The sequence below is a fragment of the Nocardia sp. GP40 genome (genome assembly GCF_050434125.1).
GTDB lineage: Bacteria > Actinomycetota > Actinomycetes > Mycobacteriales > Mycobacteriaceae > Nocardia > Nocardia albiluteola.
Window position 1 is genome coordinate 187315 of record NZ_JBNPVW010000002.1, and the last position, 16006, is coordinate 203320.

Below are 16006 nucleotides of genomic sequence, written 5' to 3' on the forward strand. Positions count from 1 at the left end.
CTCAACAGTTCTTCGTGAGCAGCGCCGCGGGTCTCATTCGCCGGGCGCGCCCCCCATCAGTTCGCGGTAGCGCGGGCAGGTCTCCAGTAGCTGTTCGTGCGGGCCGACCGCGATAATGCGGCCGGAGTCCAGGACCGCGACCCGGTCGGCCCAGGCGGCGGTCGAGGGCCGGTGGGCGACCAGCAGCACGGTGGCGCCGGCCAGGGCAGCCCGCAGCCGCTGCTGCACCAGCCGCTCGGTCGAGACGTCCAGCGCCGAGAGCGGATCGTCGAGAACGACGATGTGGCCGCCCGCGTCGCGCTGCCGATCCAGCACCGCGCGGGCCAGCGCGAGACGCTGCCGCTGGCCCCCGGACAGGCTCAGCCCCTGTTCCCCGATCCGAGTGCGCAGCCCCCACGGCAGGTTGCCCACGAATTCGGTGGCACAGACCACCTCGAGGGCCGCGTCGATCTGCTCGGGCGTGGCCCGCGGGCTGCCCAGGGTGATGTTCTCCCGCACGCTCGCGGAGAACAGCACCGGATCCTCGAAGGCGACCGACACCATGGACCGCAGGTCGGCCAGGCGCAGCGCCCGGATATCGATCCCGTCGATGCGCACCGCACCGGAGCGAACATCGAACAGCCGCGGCACCAGCCCCAGCAGTGCCGACTTGCCGCTGCCGGTCGCGCCGACCACGGCGACGGTCTCACCGGGCCGGATGCGCAGCGAAATATGCCGCAGCAGCTCGATTTTACCGTCGGGGAAGCCGAATATCACGTCGTCGAACCACAATTCGCCGCGCAGCGCCTCCGGGCGCGGCTCGGGCCGCCCCGGATCGGCGATGTCGACCGGGGTGTCGATCACCTCCCAGTACCGCTCGGCGGCGGTGCGCGCGTGGTTCAGCTCCGCGAGCAGAAAACCCATACCCATGATCGGCCACTGCAGATAGGTGGTAAGCGTGATGCCCGCGATCAGCGTGCCCAGCGACATCGCGTGCCGGGCAAGCAGATAGCCGCCGATGGCCAGCGCGGCCGCGATCCCCAGCATCGACAGCGCGTTCAGCGACGACCACAGCCGGGCCTCCAGCCGCACCTTGGCCAGCTCGAGGTGGCGCAGCGCAAGCGATTCGCCCCGGAACCGCTCGCCGAACCACGGGCCGCGCCCGAAGGCCTTGAGTACCCGGATGCCCTGCGCGGACTCCTCCACCAGGGTGGCCAGATCCCCGGACTTGTCCTGGGCGGCCCGCGATGCGCGCCCGTACCGCTGCTCGAACCACAGCGCCAGCAGCGCCAGCGGCACCGCGATGACCAGCTCCACCAGACCGATCTGCCAGCTGAACACGAACAGCAGGCCGATCCCGATCCACAGCGTGGCGCTCAGCGACATCAGCGAGGGCGCGGCATTGGCGAAAAATCTTCGCAGCGTGGACATGTCGGTGATCGCGCGCGAGGTCAGCTGGCCCGATTCCATCCCGTCATGGACCCCGACCGCCAGCACCTGCAGGCGCGCAAAGAGTTTCGCGCGCAGTTCGACCTCGATCCGGCTGGCGGGACGCCCGACCATCCAGCGCCGCGCCCAGGACGTCGCGGTGCTCACCGCGGCCAGGACGGTCACCACCAGCAGCGGCTGCCAGATCGCACCGAAGTCGCGGCGGGCGACGGGTCCGTCCACGATCCGCGCGGTGATCACCGGCAGCAGGATGTCGGACAGCATCCCGATCGCGGACAGTGCCGCACCGCCGAACAGCACGGGCCGGTACCAGCGGAGTTCGGACCACAGGCGCCACAGCGGCCCCCGTGGCGAATCATGGTTCGGCACAACCGATCCGGGCCGGACATCCGCCTCGGCCGAGGAATGGACCACGACAACAGACAAGACTTTCCCCTTCGTCGGCAGAGTGGTTTCCACGCCACGGCGGGACATGGTCATACGCACCGGGGTATGAGAGTTCAGGCTGCCAGGCGCCCGCGGTCCTGCCAACTGAATTTCGGCTCGGCGGAAACTCTCAGGGTTTACCCATGTTTCGCACGGACCGCTTACAGGCGCGGCTGCGACCGTGGAGCCATGAACACAGTCAGCGAAGTCCTCACCCTCGCCGTCATGATGGCGCTATTGGTCACGATGGCCGCATCCGGCTTCATGGCCTCCTCGGCCCCGCGCTCGCTGGTGGCCGTGCGCGCCCGGCGCCGCTGACGACCCGCTCGGCCACGACGATCTGCACGGCCAGCGCGACCAGCCACAGCGAGATCGCCCCGATCTGAATGCGCTGTGCGATGCCGAGGGCATAGTTGCCCGCCAAATTGTCCGCGATCAGCATCCAGCTCGTCACCGCGGACCCTCCGATCAAGATCCACAGCCCGCTGTGCCGCAGTATCGGCCAGCGCCGGTACCGGAACGCGGCCGCGCTGAACGCGATCATCGCGACGAAGACCGCCGTCACCGCCACCGTGCTGGTCAGCGCGTGAATCTGATGTAACTGCGGGAACAGCCCGTTATGCGACGGGGTGCACGGATCCGGCCTGCACGTGCGCAGCGGCAACCGCGCGTCGGCGATCGTCGACGCGCCGAAGACCGCGAGCGCCGCCCATCCGGCCGTGGACAGCCGGCGCCGCGAGAACGCGTACAGCCCCGCGACGCCCGCCACCAGCGCCAGCACACCGGTCACGGTGTCCGCGGCCGAGAACACCCACGCGTACGGACGACCCCTCGCGTCGAGTTCGCTGAGGAAGGTCCGCACCGGGTTCACCCGGATCGGCAGCACGAATTCCAGTAACCACGACGAGTAGCAGATCCCGGCCAGGCCGATCGCGATCGCGAGGAACAGCCGCAGCTCCCGGGTACGATCGCGCGCCACCGGCCGGGCGCGTTCCGGCACGGGCAATGCGGAACGCGACACCTGCCCGCTCGGCGTCACCAGTGCCCGCTTGGTCCATGTCATCGCGCTCGCCCCCTTTGCGTCGTCACACGCTCCGGTTGTGGTTCTCGCGCCGGTGCCCTCGCCCTCGATTCGTCGGCTCGTCACTGCCGGCCACATACCGAACGGCCGGTACCTCAATCATCGCCTATTGCTCTGACAACATGTGTCATCGACGCGAACGGGGATGGCTGGTCGACGGAGCCTGCGGAGTCGACGGGGTGGGTAAACTCAGCGCGGCCTGTACCCGATCGGCGGCCGCGACCGCGTCCTCGTGTTCCCAGACCCGCACCACGGTCCACCCGGCGGCGGCGAGGCGAGCATCGGTGTCGCGGTCCCGCGCGACGTTGCCCGCCAGCTTCTCCGCCCACCACTGCGCGTTGTTCTTCGGGTACGTGGCATGTTCCGGGCAGCAGTGCCAGAAGCAACCGTCCACGTAGACCGCCACGCGCAGGCGTGGGAACACGATGTCCGCCCGGCGGCGCATCCCGGCCAGCGGGGCCCGGTCGACGAAGTACCGGCGGCCGCGCCGATGTAGCTCACGGCGCAGCGCGGTCTCCGGTGCGGTACCCGTGCGGCGCTGGCGGGACATCCGGGCGCTGGTCGCGGTATCGGTGATCGGCCGACTCGCGCTCATGCTGCCCCACCACGCACGAGCGCCGGGCCTGCGTGTTTATGCTCCGGCCCTGACTCGGCTGCGCTTTCTGCTCGCCCAGAGCCCATGCTCATGCGGCCGCCTCGCTCCGGCAGGCGAGGGCCCGGCTGCACCTTCTGCCGCTCGCCTAGTTCTCTCATGTTGCCGCTTCTCTCCGACACGGCGAGGGCTCGGCTGGGTCTTCAAGTCGCTCGATGCCCTTGCTCACGCCACCGCTGCTCCTCCGCATGAGCAACGTCTGCCTGGGACTTTGTGTAGCTCGCCGCGCTCGCTCATTCCTGCACCTCGCTGGCGCTCGGCTCCGGCATGCGCGATGCGCACTGTGTCGACGGTTCGCTCCGCTCACGCCGCCTCCTGCGGGAATCCTCCCATGCGCAGGAGATGGACCTCCATATCGGCGAGGAACCCCGGCGGGAAGCGCAGGCTGCCCCGGGCCGCGCGGCGTAGGAAGCCCGCGGTCGCGCGCGCGGAGAGCAGCCGGGCGTCCTCCAGGAACCAGCGCAGATCCTCGTACGGCTCGTGCACGGGCCAGCTCGACACCGCGACCCGGTAGGCCCGCCCGTCCCGGCCCCAGGCGGCGATGGGCCAGCGGTGGCCCGACAGCGGCACATCGTCGGGGACCGGATCGTCGGCCCGCTGGGCCAGGCGCCCGGCCACCCAGGTCGCCATGCGCACGCTCACCGCATTGCCCACGAGTTTCCAGCGGTGTCCGGACCGGACGCCGGGCGCGTCCAGCGCGGGTGCGGTCCAATCCCGCGAAAAGCCCTGCAGCCGTTCGGCATCGGCGATGCCCGGCGTCACGATCTCGCCCGAGGGCAGCCGCACGGCGGGCGGGCTGGCGATCCCCAGACCCGAACCACCCTTCAGCGTCGGCACCGCATTGACCGCCCACCCCAGCCCGCGCACCCCCTCGGTCCAGTAGAAACCGCACGGATCGCACGCCGGATCCCCGAGGGTGCGCGGACCGGCATCGGACCCGAACAACACCGGGCGCGGGTCCTCGGTGCGCGAGGCCAGCATCAGCACCCGCTGACGCCGCTGTGGCAGCCCGAACGCGCGCGCGTCCACCACCCGGTAGGCCCAGGTATAGCCCATGTCCTCGAGCGCCGCGGTGATGTGCCGCATCGCCTGCCCACGCCCCAGCTGCAGCATGAACGGCACATTCTCGATCAGCAGCCAGCGCGGGCCACGCCGGCGGCGCACCAGCCGGAACACCTCGTCCACCAGCCCCGACCGCGAGCCGGTAATGCCCGCCGTCCGTCCGGCCTGCGACAGGTCCTGGCACGGAAACCCCGCCGCCACCAGCTCGGTCCCGGACGGCAGCGAGCGCAGCCTGGTCACATCGGAGTGCAGCTCGACATCGGGAAAGCGCGCCGACAACACCGCCTGCGCACCGGAATCGATCTCACACAGCAGCTCGGCCCGCCACCCGTGTGCGCGCAGGCCGAGCTCCAGTCCGCCGATCCCGGCGAACAGTCCGACCATCCCCGCGCCCGTCACACCAGCCCTCTCGCCCATCCGTGTCCCCGATCGGCGCGCAGCGGCGCCTGGGTGAGCAAGACTACTCGAGCGCTCGGGTACGCCCTACCACCAACTCGCCCGGGCCGGTATCGCCCTTCACTCACGAACGCCACCGGACCCCGGAATTCCGTGCCGGCTCGACAGGCAGGTTCCGACACATGACGCTCCCGGAATCGAGCACCTCGGTCCACATGGCGCACTGCCATGGACTGTGGCGTCGCACCCTGCTCGTGGATGCGGACGGGACACCGGACCGCACCACCGACGTGCGCTGGCTCCAAGGTCTCACACGCTTCGTCGACCTCCGAATACCCACCCCCAGAATAGATTTCAGCGTAGCGCGGTGCGCAGCCGATCTCACCCCCGAGCAGCGGGACTGGCTCGGCACGCAGAACGGCTTCGCCGGCGAGCTCACCCAGCAGGCCGATATTTTCCCCTGCCGTATCGAGCAGGACAGACCCTCGGTCCTCGGTGGGATATGTCAGGAATCATCCTCCGCACCAACGACATCGACGACCGCGGCACCCTGATCACCCGAACGTGGGACATCGCCCGTACCGAGGGACAGCTCCCGGGTCGGGCCATGCGCCAACGCCCGCCGGATTGACCGGTGATCCAGCCTCTCTGCGCGCCGGCACATCAGGGCTTGCGGGCGACGCCGCCGTATGCGGCGATCTTGGGCACCCGATCGAGCTGTCCGGCTGGAATGCCCCACTCTGCCATCGGCCCGAAGCCCGGGTCGAGCAGCTCCAGGCCCTCGAAGACCGCGGACAGCTCCTGCTGTGTGCGCGGAACATACGGCACGCCACCGGATTTGGTGTATTCCTCACACAGCGTCACGTAAGCCTCGCTGTCGTCGGTGCCATCCCAATACACGAGGTAACTGCCGCTGGGCGCCGCGGCCAGCATCGTGTTGACGATACGAAGTAGATCGTCATACGACCGGGCGTGGCCGAGCACGCCCATGAACATCACCGCGATCGGCAGGTCGAAATCCAGGACCTCGCGGGCGGCGGCGATGATCTTTTCCGGCTCGTGGTAGTCGGCCTCGACATACTCGGCGACTCCCTCATCGGTGGCGCTGATCAGCAGCGCGCGAGCGTGAACGAGTACCAGCGGATCGTTATCGACGTAGACGATCTTGGCCTCCGGCACGACCTCCTGGGCCGCTTCATGGGTGTTCCGCATGGTCGGCAGGCCGGTGCCGATATCCAGGAACTGCGTGATGCCGGCCTCGCGAGCCAGGAGTGTGACCGCGCGGATGAGGAATTTGCGGCTTTCGATCGCCATGGTGGCGATGTCCGGATCGATTTCCAGGCTGGCATCACCGACCACTTGGTCGATTTCGTAGTTGTCCTTACCGCCCATCCAGTAGTTCCAGATCCTGGCGGAGTGTGGGACATCTGTTCGAAACTCGGTCTTGCGCTCGGTGGACATGTCGGTTCCCCTTGCAGCCCGGCTCGCGGCGACGCCGACGAGCGAGCGATAGCATTCGGTCGGGCCATACTCCCTGTGACGGTACAAGATTGAAGGAGCCTGCCGTGCCGGATCACAAGGGCTCCTCCGCCTGGCCTACACAGGACACCGGGTCGAGGATAGGCTCTCCAGCGACAGGACGAAACGGTCGGTGACCGAATCGAGGGGATCGCGCAGATGGTTCCGCCCCGACCTGAGACCGGGCTTTCTCACAATGAAAGGGATTGGATCATGCAGCGGTCCGAGGCCTTACGAGTTCTCGCGTCGTGCATGATGACCATCGAGATGACCTCGGGCGACGATCCCGACTACCGCGAGGCGATGCGTCACAAGCTCGAAGCCGGGGCCAATGCGATACGGTGCGGCGTCGGAGAGGCGACCGTACAGCGGATGGGCCGATTCACCATGCTCGAGATGCAGCGGATACGGCAGCTGGCGGACGCGCCTGTCGAGTAGCGGGACACGATCAACACACGGCACCGTGGGCGCTGACCTCGACCGCATGGAATGATTGGACAGGGTGGGCGGTGGTCATCCGGGCGAATTTCCGCGCCGAGGCCGGCCACGGATTGGTGATCGCACCGGTGGCGTCCTTGTACCAGCTGGGCACCTCTGCACCCAGAACGGTCGAGGCGAGTTCTCGGTGCAGCCATTGCCGGTACCGGGCGGCGGCCGCGGGATTCACCTCGATCGCCGGCAATCCGGACTCGTCCTGCCAGCGCAGGCATTTCATGATGTACCGGATCTGACGCTCCTTCATCCCCGGGTTCGAGCCCGTGCTCAGGAATGTGTTCGGGCCGGCGATGAGGAACATATTCGGAAACTTCGGCACCGCCAATCCGAGAAATGCGTCCGCCCCGTCGGTCCACCGCTCGCCCAGCAAAGCGCCGCCGCGACCGTGGACGGTGATCGGGGCGAGGAACTCCGAGGCACGGAATCCGGTCGCGAATACGATGACCTCGTGGTGGCGATGCCGCCCGTCGGCGGCTTCGATTCCATCGGCCGTGATCTGCCGGATCGGATCGGTCACCAGTTCAACGTTCTCCTGTTGCAACGCATGGAAGATGCTGCTGTCGAACAGGATTCGCTTCGCGCCGATCGGATAGCCGGGGGTGAGCGCCATGCGCAGCCCCGGATCGGGCACCTGCCGGCGCAGATGGACCCGGGCGACCGTTTCGGCGAGGTCGGCCGGCAAACCCGCCCGAAGTAGCGGGGTGAGCGTCAGATCCGCCCCGTAATACAACGCCTTGCGGTACAGCGCGTGCATTCCCGGTATCGCCAGGGCCCGGCTGGACACGGGACCGAAGTCCGCCCGGGGCTTGGGCAGCACCCAGTGCGGCGTTCGCTGGTAGACCGCGACCCGCTCCGCGACCGCGGCGACGTGCGGGATCAGTTGGGTACCACTGGATCCGGTCCCGACCACCGCCACCGCACGGCCACGCAACGACGCCGAATGGTCCCAGCGCGCGGAATGGAAGGACGCACCGGTGAACACTTCCCGGCCCGGAATGTCCGGCAGGTACGGACGATGCAGCTGTCCGACCGCGAAAATGACCGCGTCCGAGTGCAATTCGACACCGTCGCCGAAGGTGAGGGTCCAGGTGCCGGACTCGTCGTAGCGAGCCTCCCGCGCGGCGACACCCAGGCGCAGATGCGGGCGAAGACCCTCTGCCACAACGAAATCGCGCAGATAGCCGAGGATCTCGTCCTGCTGCGGGTACCGGGTCCGCACGCTGCGGTACGGGCGCGCCGACAGCGAATACAGGTGCGACGGAATGTCACACGAGCAACCCGGATAGGTGTTGTCCCGCCACACCCCGCCGACCTCCTCCCCCTTGTCGACGATGACGAAGTCCTCGACGCCCGCCCGGCGTAGCGCGGATCCCATCGCCAACCCCCCGAATCCAGCCCCGATGACCACGACCCGCTTCCGGGCAACACTGCTCACTGTCGACATCCTTCTTTGATGATCCGACCGGACGCCAGCAAGAGTAGACAATTCACCCCGCCATCAGCAAATTCAAAGCTAATCAAGATTATGGCTGCATTATTGGCGATGTACTGCAGCTTAATTGGCGTTGAGAACGATTAATCCATCCATTTCGGATAGTTAGCAAAACTACTGCAGTCGTTTGCAAGGGCACCGCCGACCCGGTCGGCGCCCGCAGCGCCCACACCGACGGACACCGGTCGCCCCGAGTAGTCAGCAACGAGTTCCACCGCCGGCGTGAGGGCGATCCGCACAGAGGTTGCGGCCGCACCGGCCTCCGGCCGATTCGGCAAGACCAGTATCCGAATGACTAGTTGCAAAGATACTAGTTATGTAGTTACTATTTCCCTACGCGGAGCAACCGGATAGGAGAACGAAATGAATACGGCAACAACGGCCTTGGTGATCGGCGGCGGCGTAGCGGGATCGGTGATCGCGCTGGCATTGCGCAAGGCCGGCATCGACGCGACCGTCTATGAGCGCTACCCGGTCGCCGCCGACGGTGTCGGCGCGGGCCTGAGCCTGGCGCCGAACGGACAGCGTGCGCTGGCCGCCATCGACTGCGAGCACGTCCTCGACTCGCTCGGGATCGAGATTCCGGGGCAGACCTTCGGCGATGCCAGCGGCAACATCTTCACCGAGTTCGCCGGCTTCCCGGATCTGCCGGGCACGAAGGTTATGGCGCGCGCCGAGCTGTTCCGAGCCCTTGCCGATCACGCGGCAGCGAGCGGAATTCGCTTCGAGTACAACAAGAAACTCGTCTCAATCGCCCAGACCGAGGACGCGGTGACCGCCACGTTCGCCGACGGCAGCACTGCCACGGCCGACATCCTGATCGGTGCCGACGGCATTCGTTCCACCGTGCGCACGCTCATCGACGCCGACGCCCCCGGGCCGGAGTACGGCGGTGTACTCAGCTTCGGCGGCATCGCCCGCGGCAGCGATGTGCAGACCAAGCACGAGATGATGTACTTCGCATTCGGGCAGACCTTCCTCGGCTACTACCATGTTCCGGCCGCTGCGCTGCTCGGCGTCGGTCGCGGTGGCCAGGACGACCCGGACCCCGGGAACCCCGAGGGAAACGTTGCCTGGTTCGCCAGTCTCGCGCGTCCCGAGCGGCTGACCAGTGCCGAAACCCACGAGACCACCCGCGCCGCATGGCTGAGTCAGCTGCGCGAGCTGTACGCCGGCCACCTGCCTGGCGAGACCCTGCTCGCGCACACCGCACCCGAGGACCTGACGGTTGTCGGCCCGATGGAACTGATGCCGTCCGTACCGACCTGGCACCGCGGCCGCGTCGTGCTGGTCGGCGATTCGGCTCACGCGCCCTCCTCCAGCTCCGGACAGGGTGCCTCGCTGGCCATCGAGAGTGCCGTCGAACTCGCCCGCTGCCTGCGCGACCTGTCCATCCCCGAGGCTTTCGCCGCCTACGAGCAGCTTCGCCGCCCCAGGGTGGAGGCGATCGCCGCCGGCGCCCGCGGTGCGAACAAGGCCAAGGCCGAAGGCGCCGCGACGGGCAAGCCTGCCCTCCCCGACCCGGAGCAGATGTTCCGCCACACGCACTACTACGAGATCGACTGGGACCAGCCCGTCACCGTGCCCGGCGGCGAGTAATCCCGGGCCCTCGGGCACGAGTCGCCGAGCCGCACCGGACGCCCGAGACGCCGGTACGGCCGCGGTGCCGCAGTCGGCCCTTCGTGAGGCGTTCGAACCCGTTGCGGGACAGCCAGAAGTGAGACCACATGCAACTGCAACGAACGTATGCGAACAAGCTCGTCGCCGCACTCGCGGTGGGCACCGCGATGCTTGCGGGCACGGCCCTGTCGGGCGCGTGAACGGCCAACGCGGCGGAGTACTGGGGTGGTCCGGTCGACATTCACTGCTCGGGGCTCAGCCCCAACATCGTCGACTTCCCCTACACGAGCACAATCTACTGGTCCGGCGGTAGCGCCCGACCGGGAGTAGCATCGTTCACCGTCAATCCGGGAATCAGTGTCTGGGGCTATGGCACCCATCCCACTCTCACCTGGACCAACCTGGCCACCAGAGCGTCTGGCACCGTGACTGGCTACGGCAGGGTCTCGCTCGGCGACCCGACTGGCGTCTACTTCGCAAACATCGCCACCGGCCCCGGACCCGTGCGGCTCGATCTGTCGGTCGTCAACACCGGACCGGCCCCGCTACCTCCGGCCATCTGCTCGGGCACGATCGACATCCGCTGATCCGCTCGGTGGGGTCGGACTCCGATTCGCGGACTTGGATCCCACGGGCGCCAACACCCACTAATCCAGCGAATCAACCTTCACAGCAACGCATTTCGATCAATGACACTCGCTAGCGCCAGTTCCGTTCGACTGGACCCCACATGCCGGGCCCCCGTCGTCGGTGGCGCGGCGACGGGGGGCGGATATCAGCTCGTCGTCTCGTAGGTCAGTTTCACGACCTTCGAAAAGGTCTTCACGGCTGTGAGCTTCAGTTTGGCGTGTTGACCTTCTTGGAAGTACTGCTTGCCGCGTCCCAGCAGTAGCGGGTAGACGGTCATGTCGATGACATCGATCAGGCGCTCCCGCAACAGCGTCTCCCCGAGTCGGCCGTGGCCCAGGATCAGCAGGTTCCCTCCTGCCTGCTGTCTGAGCCGGGTCACCTCGGCGACGACGTCGCCTCGAACGATGGTCGTGTTGCCCCAGTCGGCGTGTTCCAGCGTGGAGCTGAATACATATTTCGGGATCGTGTTGAGCCGGTCGGCCCACATCGGCTTGTGGGTGCCGCTGCCGTAGAGCTTGGCGAACGCCTCATAGGTGTGACGGCCGAACAGGATCGCGTCGCATGCCGTCAGTAAGCCCAAGCCGTCGCGCAAATATGCCTCGTCCTGGTATTCGCCGACCCTCATCATCCCTACCGGGTCTTCGTAGACGCCGTCCGCCGAAACCAGGACGTACTCGATCACTTTCCGCGTAGCGCTTGCCTGCGTGGTGGAACCTTCTGGTGTGCTGGATGCGGTGTCGGTAGTCATGCGGCACCACCGGCCGGTGCTGCGGCCGTGTCGATCTCCACCGCTGTGCCGACCTCGACTCCGCCGCCCTCGGCCAATGCCGGGCAGCTCTCGGCGATCGCGACCGCCGCATCGAGATTCTCGGCTTCCACGACCGAATAGCCGCTGGGCGAGCTGCCCGCCCCGCACTCGCCTACGGCGGTTGTTCCATGTGTCGGCAGTCCCTGATCGATCACCTGCTCTCCCAGGCCGCCGAACCAGGCAGCCCACGCCGAGAGAGTTTCGGGCTTGCCGGGCGTGAATTCTGGTGGCATCCGGTAGGTGAACACGAACTTGGCCATTGTCGGCTCCTTCGATCTCGTCTGGATGGTTCGGTGCCTGCGGAGTGCGCCGTCATTTGTTCAGATCCCACGCTTGGGCAGAACTGGGCGGTGCTACTGCGCCGGGCTGGCCATCATGCGCATCCGGGTGCTTGTCCAGGGAGTGTGCGGGGAAGGCCGAATCGGGCCAGGATGCTGTTGTCGAACCGGGTCAAGGCGGTGATGTGGTCGGCGGCGAGGGTGAGGACCATCAGACCCGTCGCGTGCCAGAGGGACGTGCCCGAGTCCAGGAGGTAAACGCCGAAGGCGGGTTGGCCGTTGGCTCGCGTCGCGACCAGACGATAGCTTGGGGCTTGGGCGAAAACGGCGGCCTGGAAGCGGGTGACCGCCTCGCGCCCGAGGTATTCGACCGGCAGCGGTGGCATCGTCAGTCGGACGTCGTCGGCGAGTAAGGCGACGACGCCGTCGACGTCGCAGGATTCGAAGGCCCGGGTGAGCCGGTCGACGAGCCGCCGCTCGGCTGGTGAGTCGGGCGGCGGCGGCGGTTGCTGTGCGCCGAGTCCGGGTGCCCGCTGCTGCATGCCGGCGCGGGCGCGTTTGAGGGCGCTGGTGACCGATTCCTCTGTGGTGTCGAGGAATTCAGCGACATCGGCGGCGCGGTAGCCCAGCACGTCGCGCAGGATCAGCACGGCGCGCTGACGTGGCGGCAGATACTGGACGGCGGTCACGAAGGCTAGGGATATCGCCTGTGTGGACTCGTAGCGTGCTTCGGGGCCGGGAGCGGGGTCACCGAGGCCCTCGAGCAGGACGTCGGGATACGGCTCGAGCCACACCACCTCGCCGTGGGCGGACGGCTCGGGCAGATCGAACCTGGCCGGGCCTGCACCGGGAATCGCCATTCGAGGCCTCCTGTCGGCCGTCCTCAACATTTTGAGGCAGCGGTTCGTCGCGACGCGGTAGAGCCAAGTGCGGACCGAGGACCGCGCCTCGAACGCGCCGAGTCCCTTCCAGGCGTCCAGCAAGGTCTCCTGCAGGGCGTCCTCGGCGTCGTGCATCGAACCGAGGAACCGGTAGCAATGCACCATCAGTTCCCGGCGGAAGGGTGCCACGAGCTCGCCGAACGCCTCGGCGTCACCGGCCCGGCACCTGGCGATCAACTCTGCTGTCACCGCATCGTCCTCGTTTCGAGTCGGCGGACCGCCCAGTGCGGCGCAGCGGTCGGCGACGGATTCGGTCCGGGTATCGAGCCTCAGTCGCGGCCTGCCGAGACGAGGGTATCGGCCAGCTCTGCGGGTCGGCTGAACATCACGTAGTGGGAGCCCGGAATCTGCAGGATCCGGGCAAGTGGACCCAATCGCTGGGCGAACCGCGGGAAGGAGGCGTATTCGCCGGGCGGCAGCGCGAAGTCGCTGATCGGATTCACGTAACTGGCTTGCAGTCCTCCGGACCCAACCAGCTCGTGAAACGTCTCGAGGTCGAGTTTGTCCGTGAAATATCTGACCGGAATGGGCGACATCTGGGCGTAGATCGCTGTCGCGGCAGCGGAATCCATATCGTTGCACGCACGTTCGCGGATCACCGGGAACGGCAGGAGGAAGCCCTGAGCCGGATCGGTCATGTCGAAGAAAGCGGCGTCTGCCGGTGGGAATTCGTCAGCCAGGGCGTGGCCCACGGCGGGGACGAACGCGCTCAAGAACACCAATCGCTTGATCCGCGGCAGCGCCTGCACGGCCGTCTGGGCGATGTAGGCGCCCCCGATCGAGTGGCCGACCAGGACAACGTCGGACAGGTCGTGGTCGTGAAGGTATGCGGTCAGGGAGGCGACGGCGTCGGCATGGGTCAGTGTCATCGGATCGCCCGGACGGTGCCCGGCCAGGGTCGGGGTGTGCACGGTGTGTCCGTCGGCGCGTAGCACGCCGGCAGTTTGCTCCCATATCGCGCCGGTCTGGAATGCTCCATGGATCAGCACGAACGTCAGAGATGCGGGGGTCATACAAAACTCCTATCGGTTGATGACGGCGGCGCGTGCAGCCGGATGACTCGTCACCGATACAGATCCCCCGCGCCGGTAAAACTGGGCGGCCTGCGCCGCGAAATCGGGCGGATATGGCGCGACCGCAGGTCAGGGCAGTGTTGCCGGTCGTCCGTGGCATGGCTCGAAGGCGTTCTACTGTGCGCCCGGGAGCGATTGACGGTTTGCTCGTAACGCGCCTCCGGCCCGAGCGGCACACTGATCGCACCGTCCAAAAGGGCGTCGGGATAGGGCTCGAGCCAGTGGATTTCGCCGAGCGCGGTGGGTTCGGGTGGTTCGATTCCCGGGTAATCCCACTGCTTTGCCGGACCTCAGCGAGCAGAGCGCAGCGCGTCGAGGCACCGGTTGGTGGCGATGCGATAGAGCCAGGTACGAACCGAAGCGCGCCCGTCGAATCCTTCGAGACCTCGCCACGCGGCGAGCATCGTGTCCTGCAGAGCGTCCAACCCCACGCTCGCCACCTCACTCCTTGTGTGCATTCCATCCCGTATGGACGTCTGGCGAGGCGCGAACGGGGCGGTCACCCGACCGCCCCGTTTTCCGATGCGGCGGCGTCTACACCAGTGACAGCCGACAACATCATCAAAGGAGCACGGAAATGGGAAAGATCATCCTCACCTCGAACGTCACGCTCGACGGAGTGGTCCAGGACCCGGACGGCGCGGAAGGCTTCGCACAGGGCGGCTGGTTCCACCAGTTCGTGGGGGCCAAGGACCTCGAAGACTGGACCGCCCGCGAGACGCAGGAAGCCCTCGACGCCGAGGTGCTGCTGCTGGGCGGGCGGACCAATGCGTGGTTCGCGGACCGGATGACTGAGCAGAATTTGGCAGAAGGCCGCGTGAGCCCCGAGTGGGCGAACAGGGTGAGAAGCATGCCCAAGTACGTCGTGTCGTCGACGATCGAAGACCCTCGGTGGAGCAACGTCTCGGTCCTGGGCGGCGATGCGGTGAAGGAGGTTTCGGAACTGAAGCGGAAAGTGGACGGGGAAATCCTGATCTACGCCAGCTATCAGCTCGCGCGCACACTGATAGAACATAACCTGCTCGACGAACTGCGGCTGGTCGTGTTCCCGGTCGTCGTGGGATCGGGCCTGCGCCTGTTCGACGAGATCAGCGACAAGAAGCCGCTGCACCTGGTCGACACCCGAAAGATGGGTGAGGGCCTGGTCTTCTACAGCTACGAAGTCGTCCAAGCCTAACGACCGTAGACGGCGACGAAGTCGCGTTCGCCGGTGCTGAAGTAGCGTCCCCCGTTTGACGGAATCCGGGGACGGCGGCGGGCGGGTTGATGGGGTCGCGGACGCTGGTGTAGGTCACGAACGAGACCCACTCGGTGTCGATGCCGGGCTCCATCACCCGGACCGCGCCCGCACCATGCAGCAGTTCGGCGAGGGCGCGCACGGGCAGCGCAGGCCCATGGCGTAGACGATGTTTCGGTCCGCGGCGATACGAGCAGCCGCATCAGCCGGGAAAGGGCCACCCGCCACCGCCCACAAGATCCCAGGCTCTGCTGCACATTCGGTGGCCATGGTGGCACTGCCGTCGATTCCGCAGTCTCGGTGAGGCAGGAATGACCTTGTCGCAGTGAGTGTTTCGCGCGAACATCGTGATTTGCGCTCGCGCGGACCACCGGATGGGGGCCGCCACCACCGAATGGATGCTGCTGGTGATGTTGGTCCGGTGAGGCGAAGTTTCACAGGATCATCATGTCCGGAATGATGGATCTCGCGGTGCGCCACAGCGCGATCCTGGCAACGGGAACTGGCGAAATCAGAACAACTTCCGACGGTCCTGGCGCAGCGCTCGCGGTGAGACGTTCGCTCACGTCGTGCCAAAGACGTTCCGCGCCACGGTAGCAACCCTCATCGCGGAGGAATACGACTCCGAGGCGTACTACATCGCGAGGAAGCAGCAGGCGCCGGACTCCACGCCCGCACTCGACAAGTTCGTAGGAGACGCTGCATGAACAGCGGGACAAAAGCGGGGAACGAGGGGTTTCAGCTGGTTGGCCGAAAACTGTTTCCGCTGGTACAAAGCGCGCCCGGAGAGACTCGAACTCCCAACCTTCTGATCCGTAGTCAGATGCTCTATCCGTTGAGCTACGGGCGCAAGATCACTGAAACTCGAA

18 protein-coding genes and 1 tRNA gene are annotated in these 16006 nt (G+C 66.9%); 7 read left to right on the plus strand and 12 right to left on the minus strand.

The genetic code is table 11. The features are described from left to right. Positions 1–33: 33 nt before the first annotated feature. The 4 genes from ABH933_RS05405 to ABH933_RS05420 all read right to left on the minus strand — a co-directional run bounded on the left by ABH933_RS05405 (position 34) and on the right by ABH933_RS05420 (position 5033). Positions 34–1908, minus strand: coding sequence for an ABC transporter ATP-binding protein (locus ABH933_RS05405; RefSeq protein ID WP_429454920.1), 1875 nt, complete (start codon positions 1906–1908; stop codon positions 34–36). 208 nt (positions 1909–2116) lie between these two features. Then, the gene (locus ABH933_RS05410; protein WP_429418121.1) at positions 2117–2917 is read right to left on the minus strand and encodes a DUF998 domain-containing protein; all 801 of its coding nucleotides are present in this window, start codon (positions 2915–2917) and stop codon (positions 2117–2119) included. 145 nt (positions 2918–3062) lie between these two features. Continuing rightward, entirely contained in the window at positions 3063–3530 is a 468-nt protein-coding gene (locus ABH933_RS05415; protein WP_429418123.1) for a very short patch repair endonuclease, read from the minus strand. A gap of 360 nt (positions 3531–3890) precedes the next feature. Continuing rightward, the gene (locus tag ABH933_RS05420; RefSeq protein WP_429419179.1) at positions 3891–5033 is read right to left on the minus strand and encodes a DNA cytosine methyltransferase; all 1143 of its coding nucleotides are present in this window, start codon (positions 5031–5033) and stop codon (positions 3891–3893) included. A gap of 194 nt (positions 5034–5227) precedes the next feature. Between ABH933_RS05420 and ABH933_RS05425 the strand changes: the two genes are divergently transcribed. Then, on the plus strand, positions 5228–5599 hold the full coding sequence (locus tag ABH933_RS05425; protein ID WP_429418125.1) for a hypothetical protein: 372 nt from the start codon (positions 5228–5230) through the stop codon (positions 5597–5599). A gap of 109 nt (positions 5600–5708) precedes the next feature. On the opposite strand, the gene ABH933_RS05430 is transcribed toward ABH933_RS05425, so the two are convergent. Continuing rightward, positions 5709–6506, minus strand: coding sequence for an SAM-dependent methyltransferase (locus ABH933_RS05430; protein WP_429418126.1), 798 nt, complete (start codon positions 6504–6506; stop codon positions 5709–5711). 270 nt (positions 6507–6776) lie between these two features. Here ABH933_RS05430 and ABH933_RS05435 point away from each other — a divergent pair, with 270 nt between their 5' ends. Beyond that, positions 6777–7001, plus strand: coding sequence for a hypothetical protein (locus ABH933_RS05435; RefSeq protein ID WP_429418128.1), 225 nt, complete (start codon positions 6777–6779; stop codon positions 6999–7001). A gap of 10 nt (positions 7002–7011) precedes the next feature. Here the strand turns inward: ABH933_RS05435 and ABH933_RS05440 are convergent, their stop codons facing one another. Next, positions 7012–8493: a flavin-containing monooxygenase gene (locus tag ABH933_RS05440; protein WP_429418130.1), complete on the minus strand. Its 1482-nt coding sequence runs from the start codon at positions 8491–8493 to the stop codon at positions 7012–7014. Between the two features lie 420 nt (positions 8494–8913). Here ABH933_RS05440 and ABH933_RS05445 point away from each other — a divergent pair, with 420 nt between their 5' ends. Together ABH933_RS05445 and ABH933_RS05450 are read left to right on the plus strand one after the other, a co-directional pair. Then, positions 8914–10149, plus strand: a complete 1236-nt coding sequence (locus ABH933_RS05445) for an FAD-dependent oxidoreductase (protein WP_429418132.1) — start codon at positions 8914–8916, stop codon at positions 10147–10149. Between the two features lie 446 nt (positions 10150–10595). Continuing rightward, complete coding sequence (locus ABH933_RS05450; protein WP_429418134.1) at positions 10596–10757, plus strand: hypothetical protein; 162 nt, start codon at positions 10596–10598, stop codon at positions 10755–10757. 188 nt (positions 10758–10945) lie between these two features. On the opposite strand, the gene ABH933_RS05455 is transcribed toward ABH933_RS05450, so the two are convergent. The 5 genes from ABH933_RS05455 to ABH933_RS05475 all read right to left on the minus strand — a co-directional run bounded on the left by ABH933_RS05455 (position 10946) and on the right by ABH933_RS05475 (position 14331). Further along, a complete protein-coding gene (locus ABH933_RS05455) occupies positions 10946–11548 on the minus strand; it encodes a dihydrofolate reductase family protein (protein ID WP_429418135.1) in 603 nt (200 codons plus the stop codon). Continuing rightward, positions 11545–11868, minus strand: coding sequence for a hypothetical protein (locus ABH933_RS05460; RefSeq protein ID WP_429418137.1), 324 nt, complete (start codon positions 11866–11868; stop codon positions 11545–11547). Before ABH933_RS05460 ends, ABH933_RS05455 begins: the two co-directional genes overlap by 4 nt. A gap of 113 nt (positions 11869–11981) precedes the next feature. Further along, a complete protein-coding gene (locus ABH933_RS05465) occupies positions 11982–13016 on the minus strand; it encodes a sigma-70 family RNA polymerase sigma factor (protein ID WP_429418139.1) in 1035 nt (344 codons plus the stop codon). 80 nt (positions 13017–13096) lie between these two features. Next, positions 13097–13840, minus strand: coding sequence for an alpha/beta fold hydrolase (locus tag ABH933_RS05470; RefSeq protein WP_429418141.1), 744 nt, complete (start codon positions 13838–13840; stop codon positions 13097–13099). Positions 13841–14190: 350 nt separating this feature from the next. After that, complete coding sequence (locus ABH933_RS05475; RefSeq protein ID WP_429418143.1) at positions 14191–14331, minus strand: sigma factor; 141 nt, start codon at positions 14329–14331, stop codon at positions 14191–14193. A 146-nt stretch (positions 14332–14477) separates the two neighbouring features. Between ABH933_RS05475 and ABH933_RS05480 the strand changes: the two genes are divergently transcribed. The 3 genes from ABH933_RS05480 (at position 14478) to ABH933_RS05490 (ending at position 15844) form a co-directional block, all read left to right on the plus strand. Next, positions 14478–15077 (plus strand): dihydrofolate reductase family protein, encoded by a 600-nt coding sequence (locus tag ABH933_RS05480; protein ID WP_429418145.1) that lies wholly within the window; start codon positions 14478–14480, stop codon positions 15075–15077. A gap of 55 nt (positions 15078–15132) precedes the next feature. Further along, a complete protein-coding gene (locus tag ABH933_RS05485; protein ID WP_429418147.1) occupies positions 15133–15303 on the plus strand; it encodes a hypothetical protein in 171 nt (56 codons plus the stop codon). A gap of 403 nt (positions 15304–15706) precedes the next feature. Next, positions 15707–15844, plus strand: coding sequence for a hypothetical protein (locus ABH933_RS05490; protein ID WP_429418149.1), 138 nt, complete (start codon positions 15707–15709; stop codon positions 15842–15844). 70 nt (positions 15845–15914) lie between these two features. Here ABH933_RS05490 and ABH933_RS05495 read toward each other — a convergent pair. Next, positions 15915–15987: transfer RNA gene (locus tag ABH933_RS05495), tRNA-Arg, on the minus strand. Positions 15988–16006 lie beyond the last annotated feature (19 nt).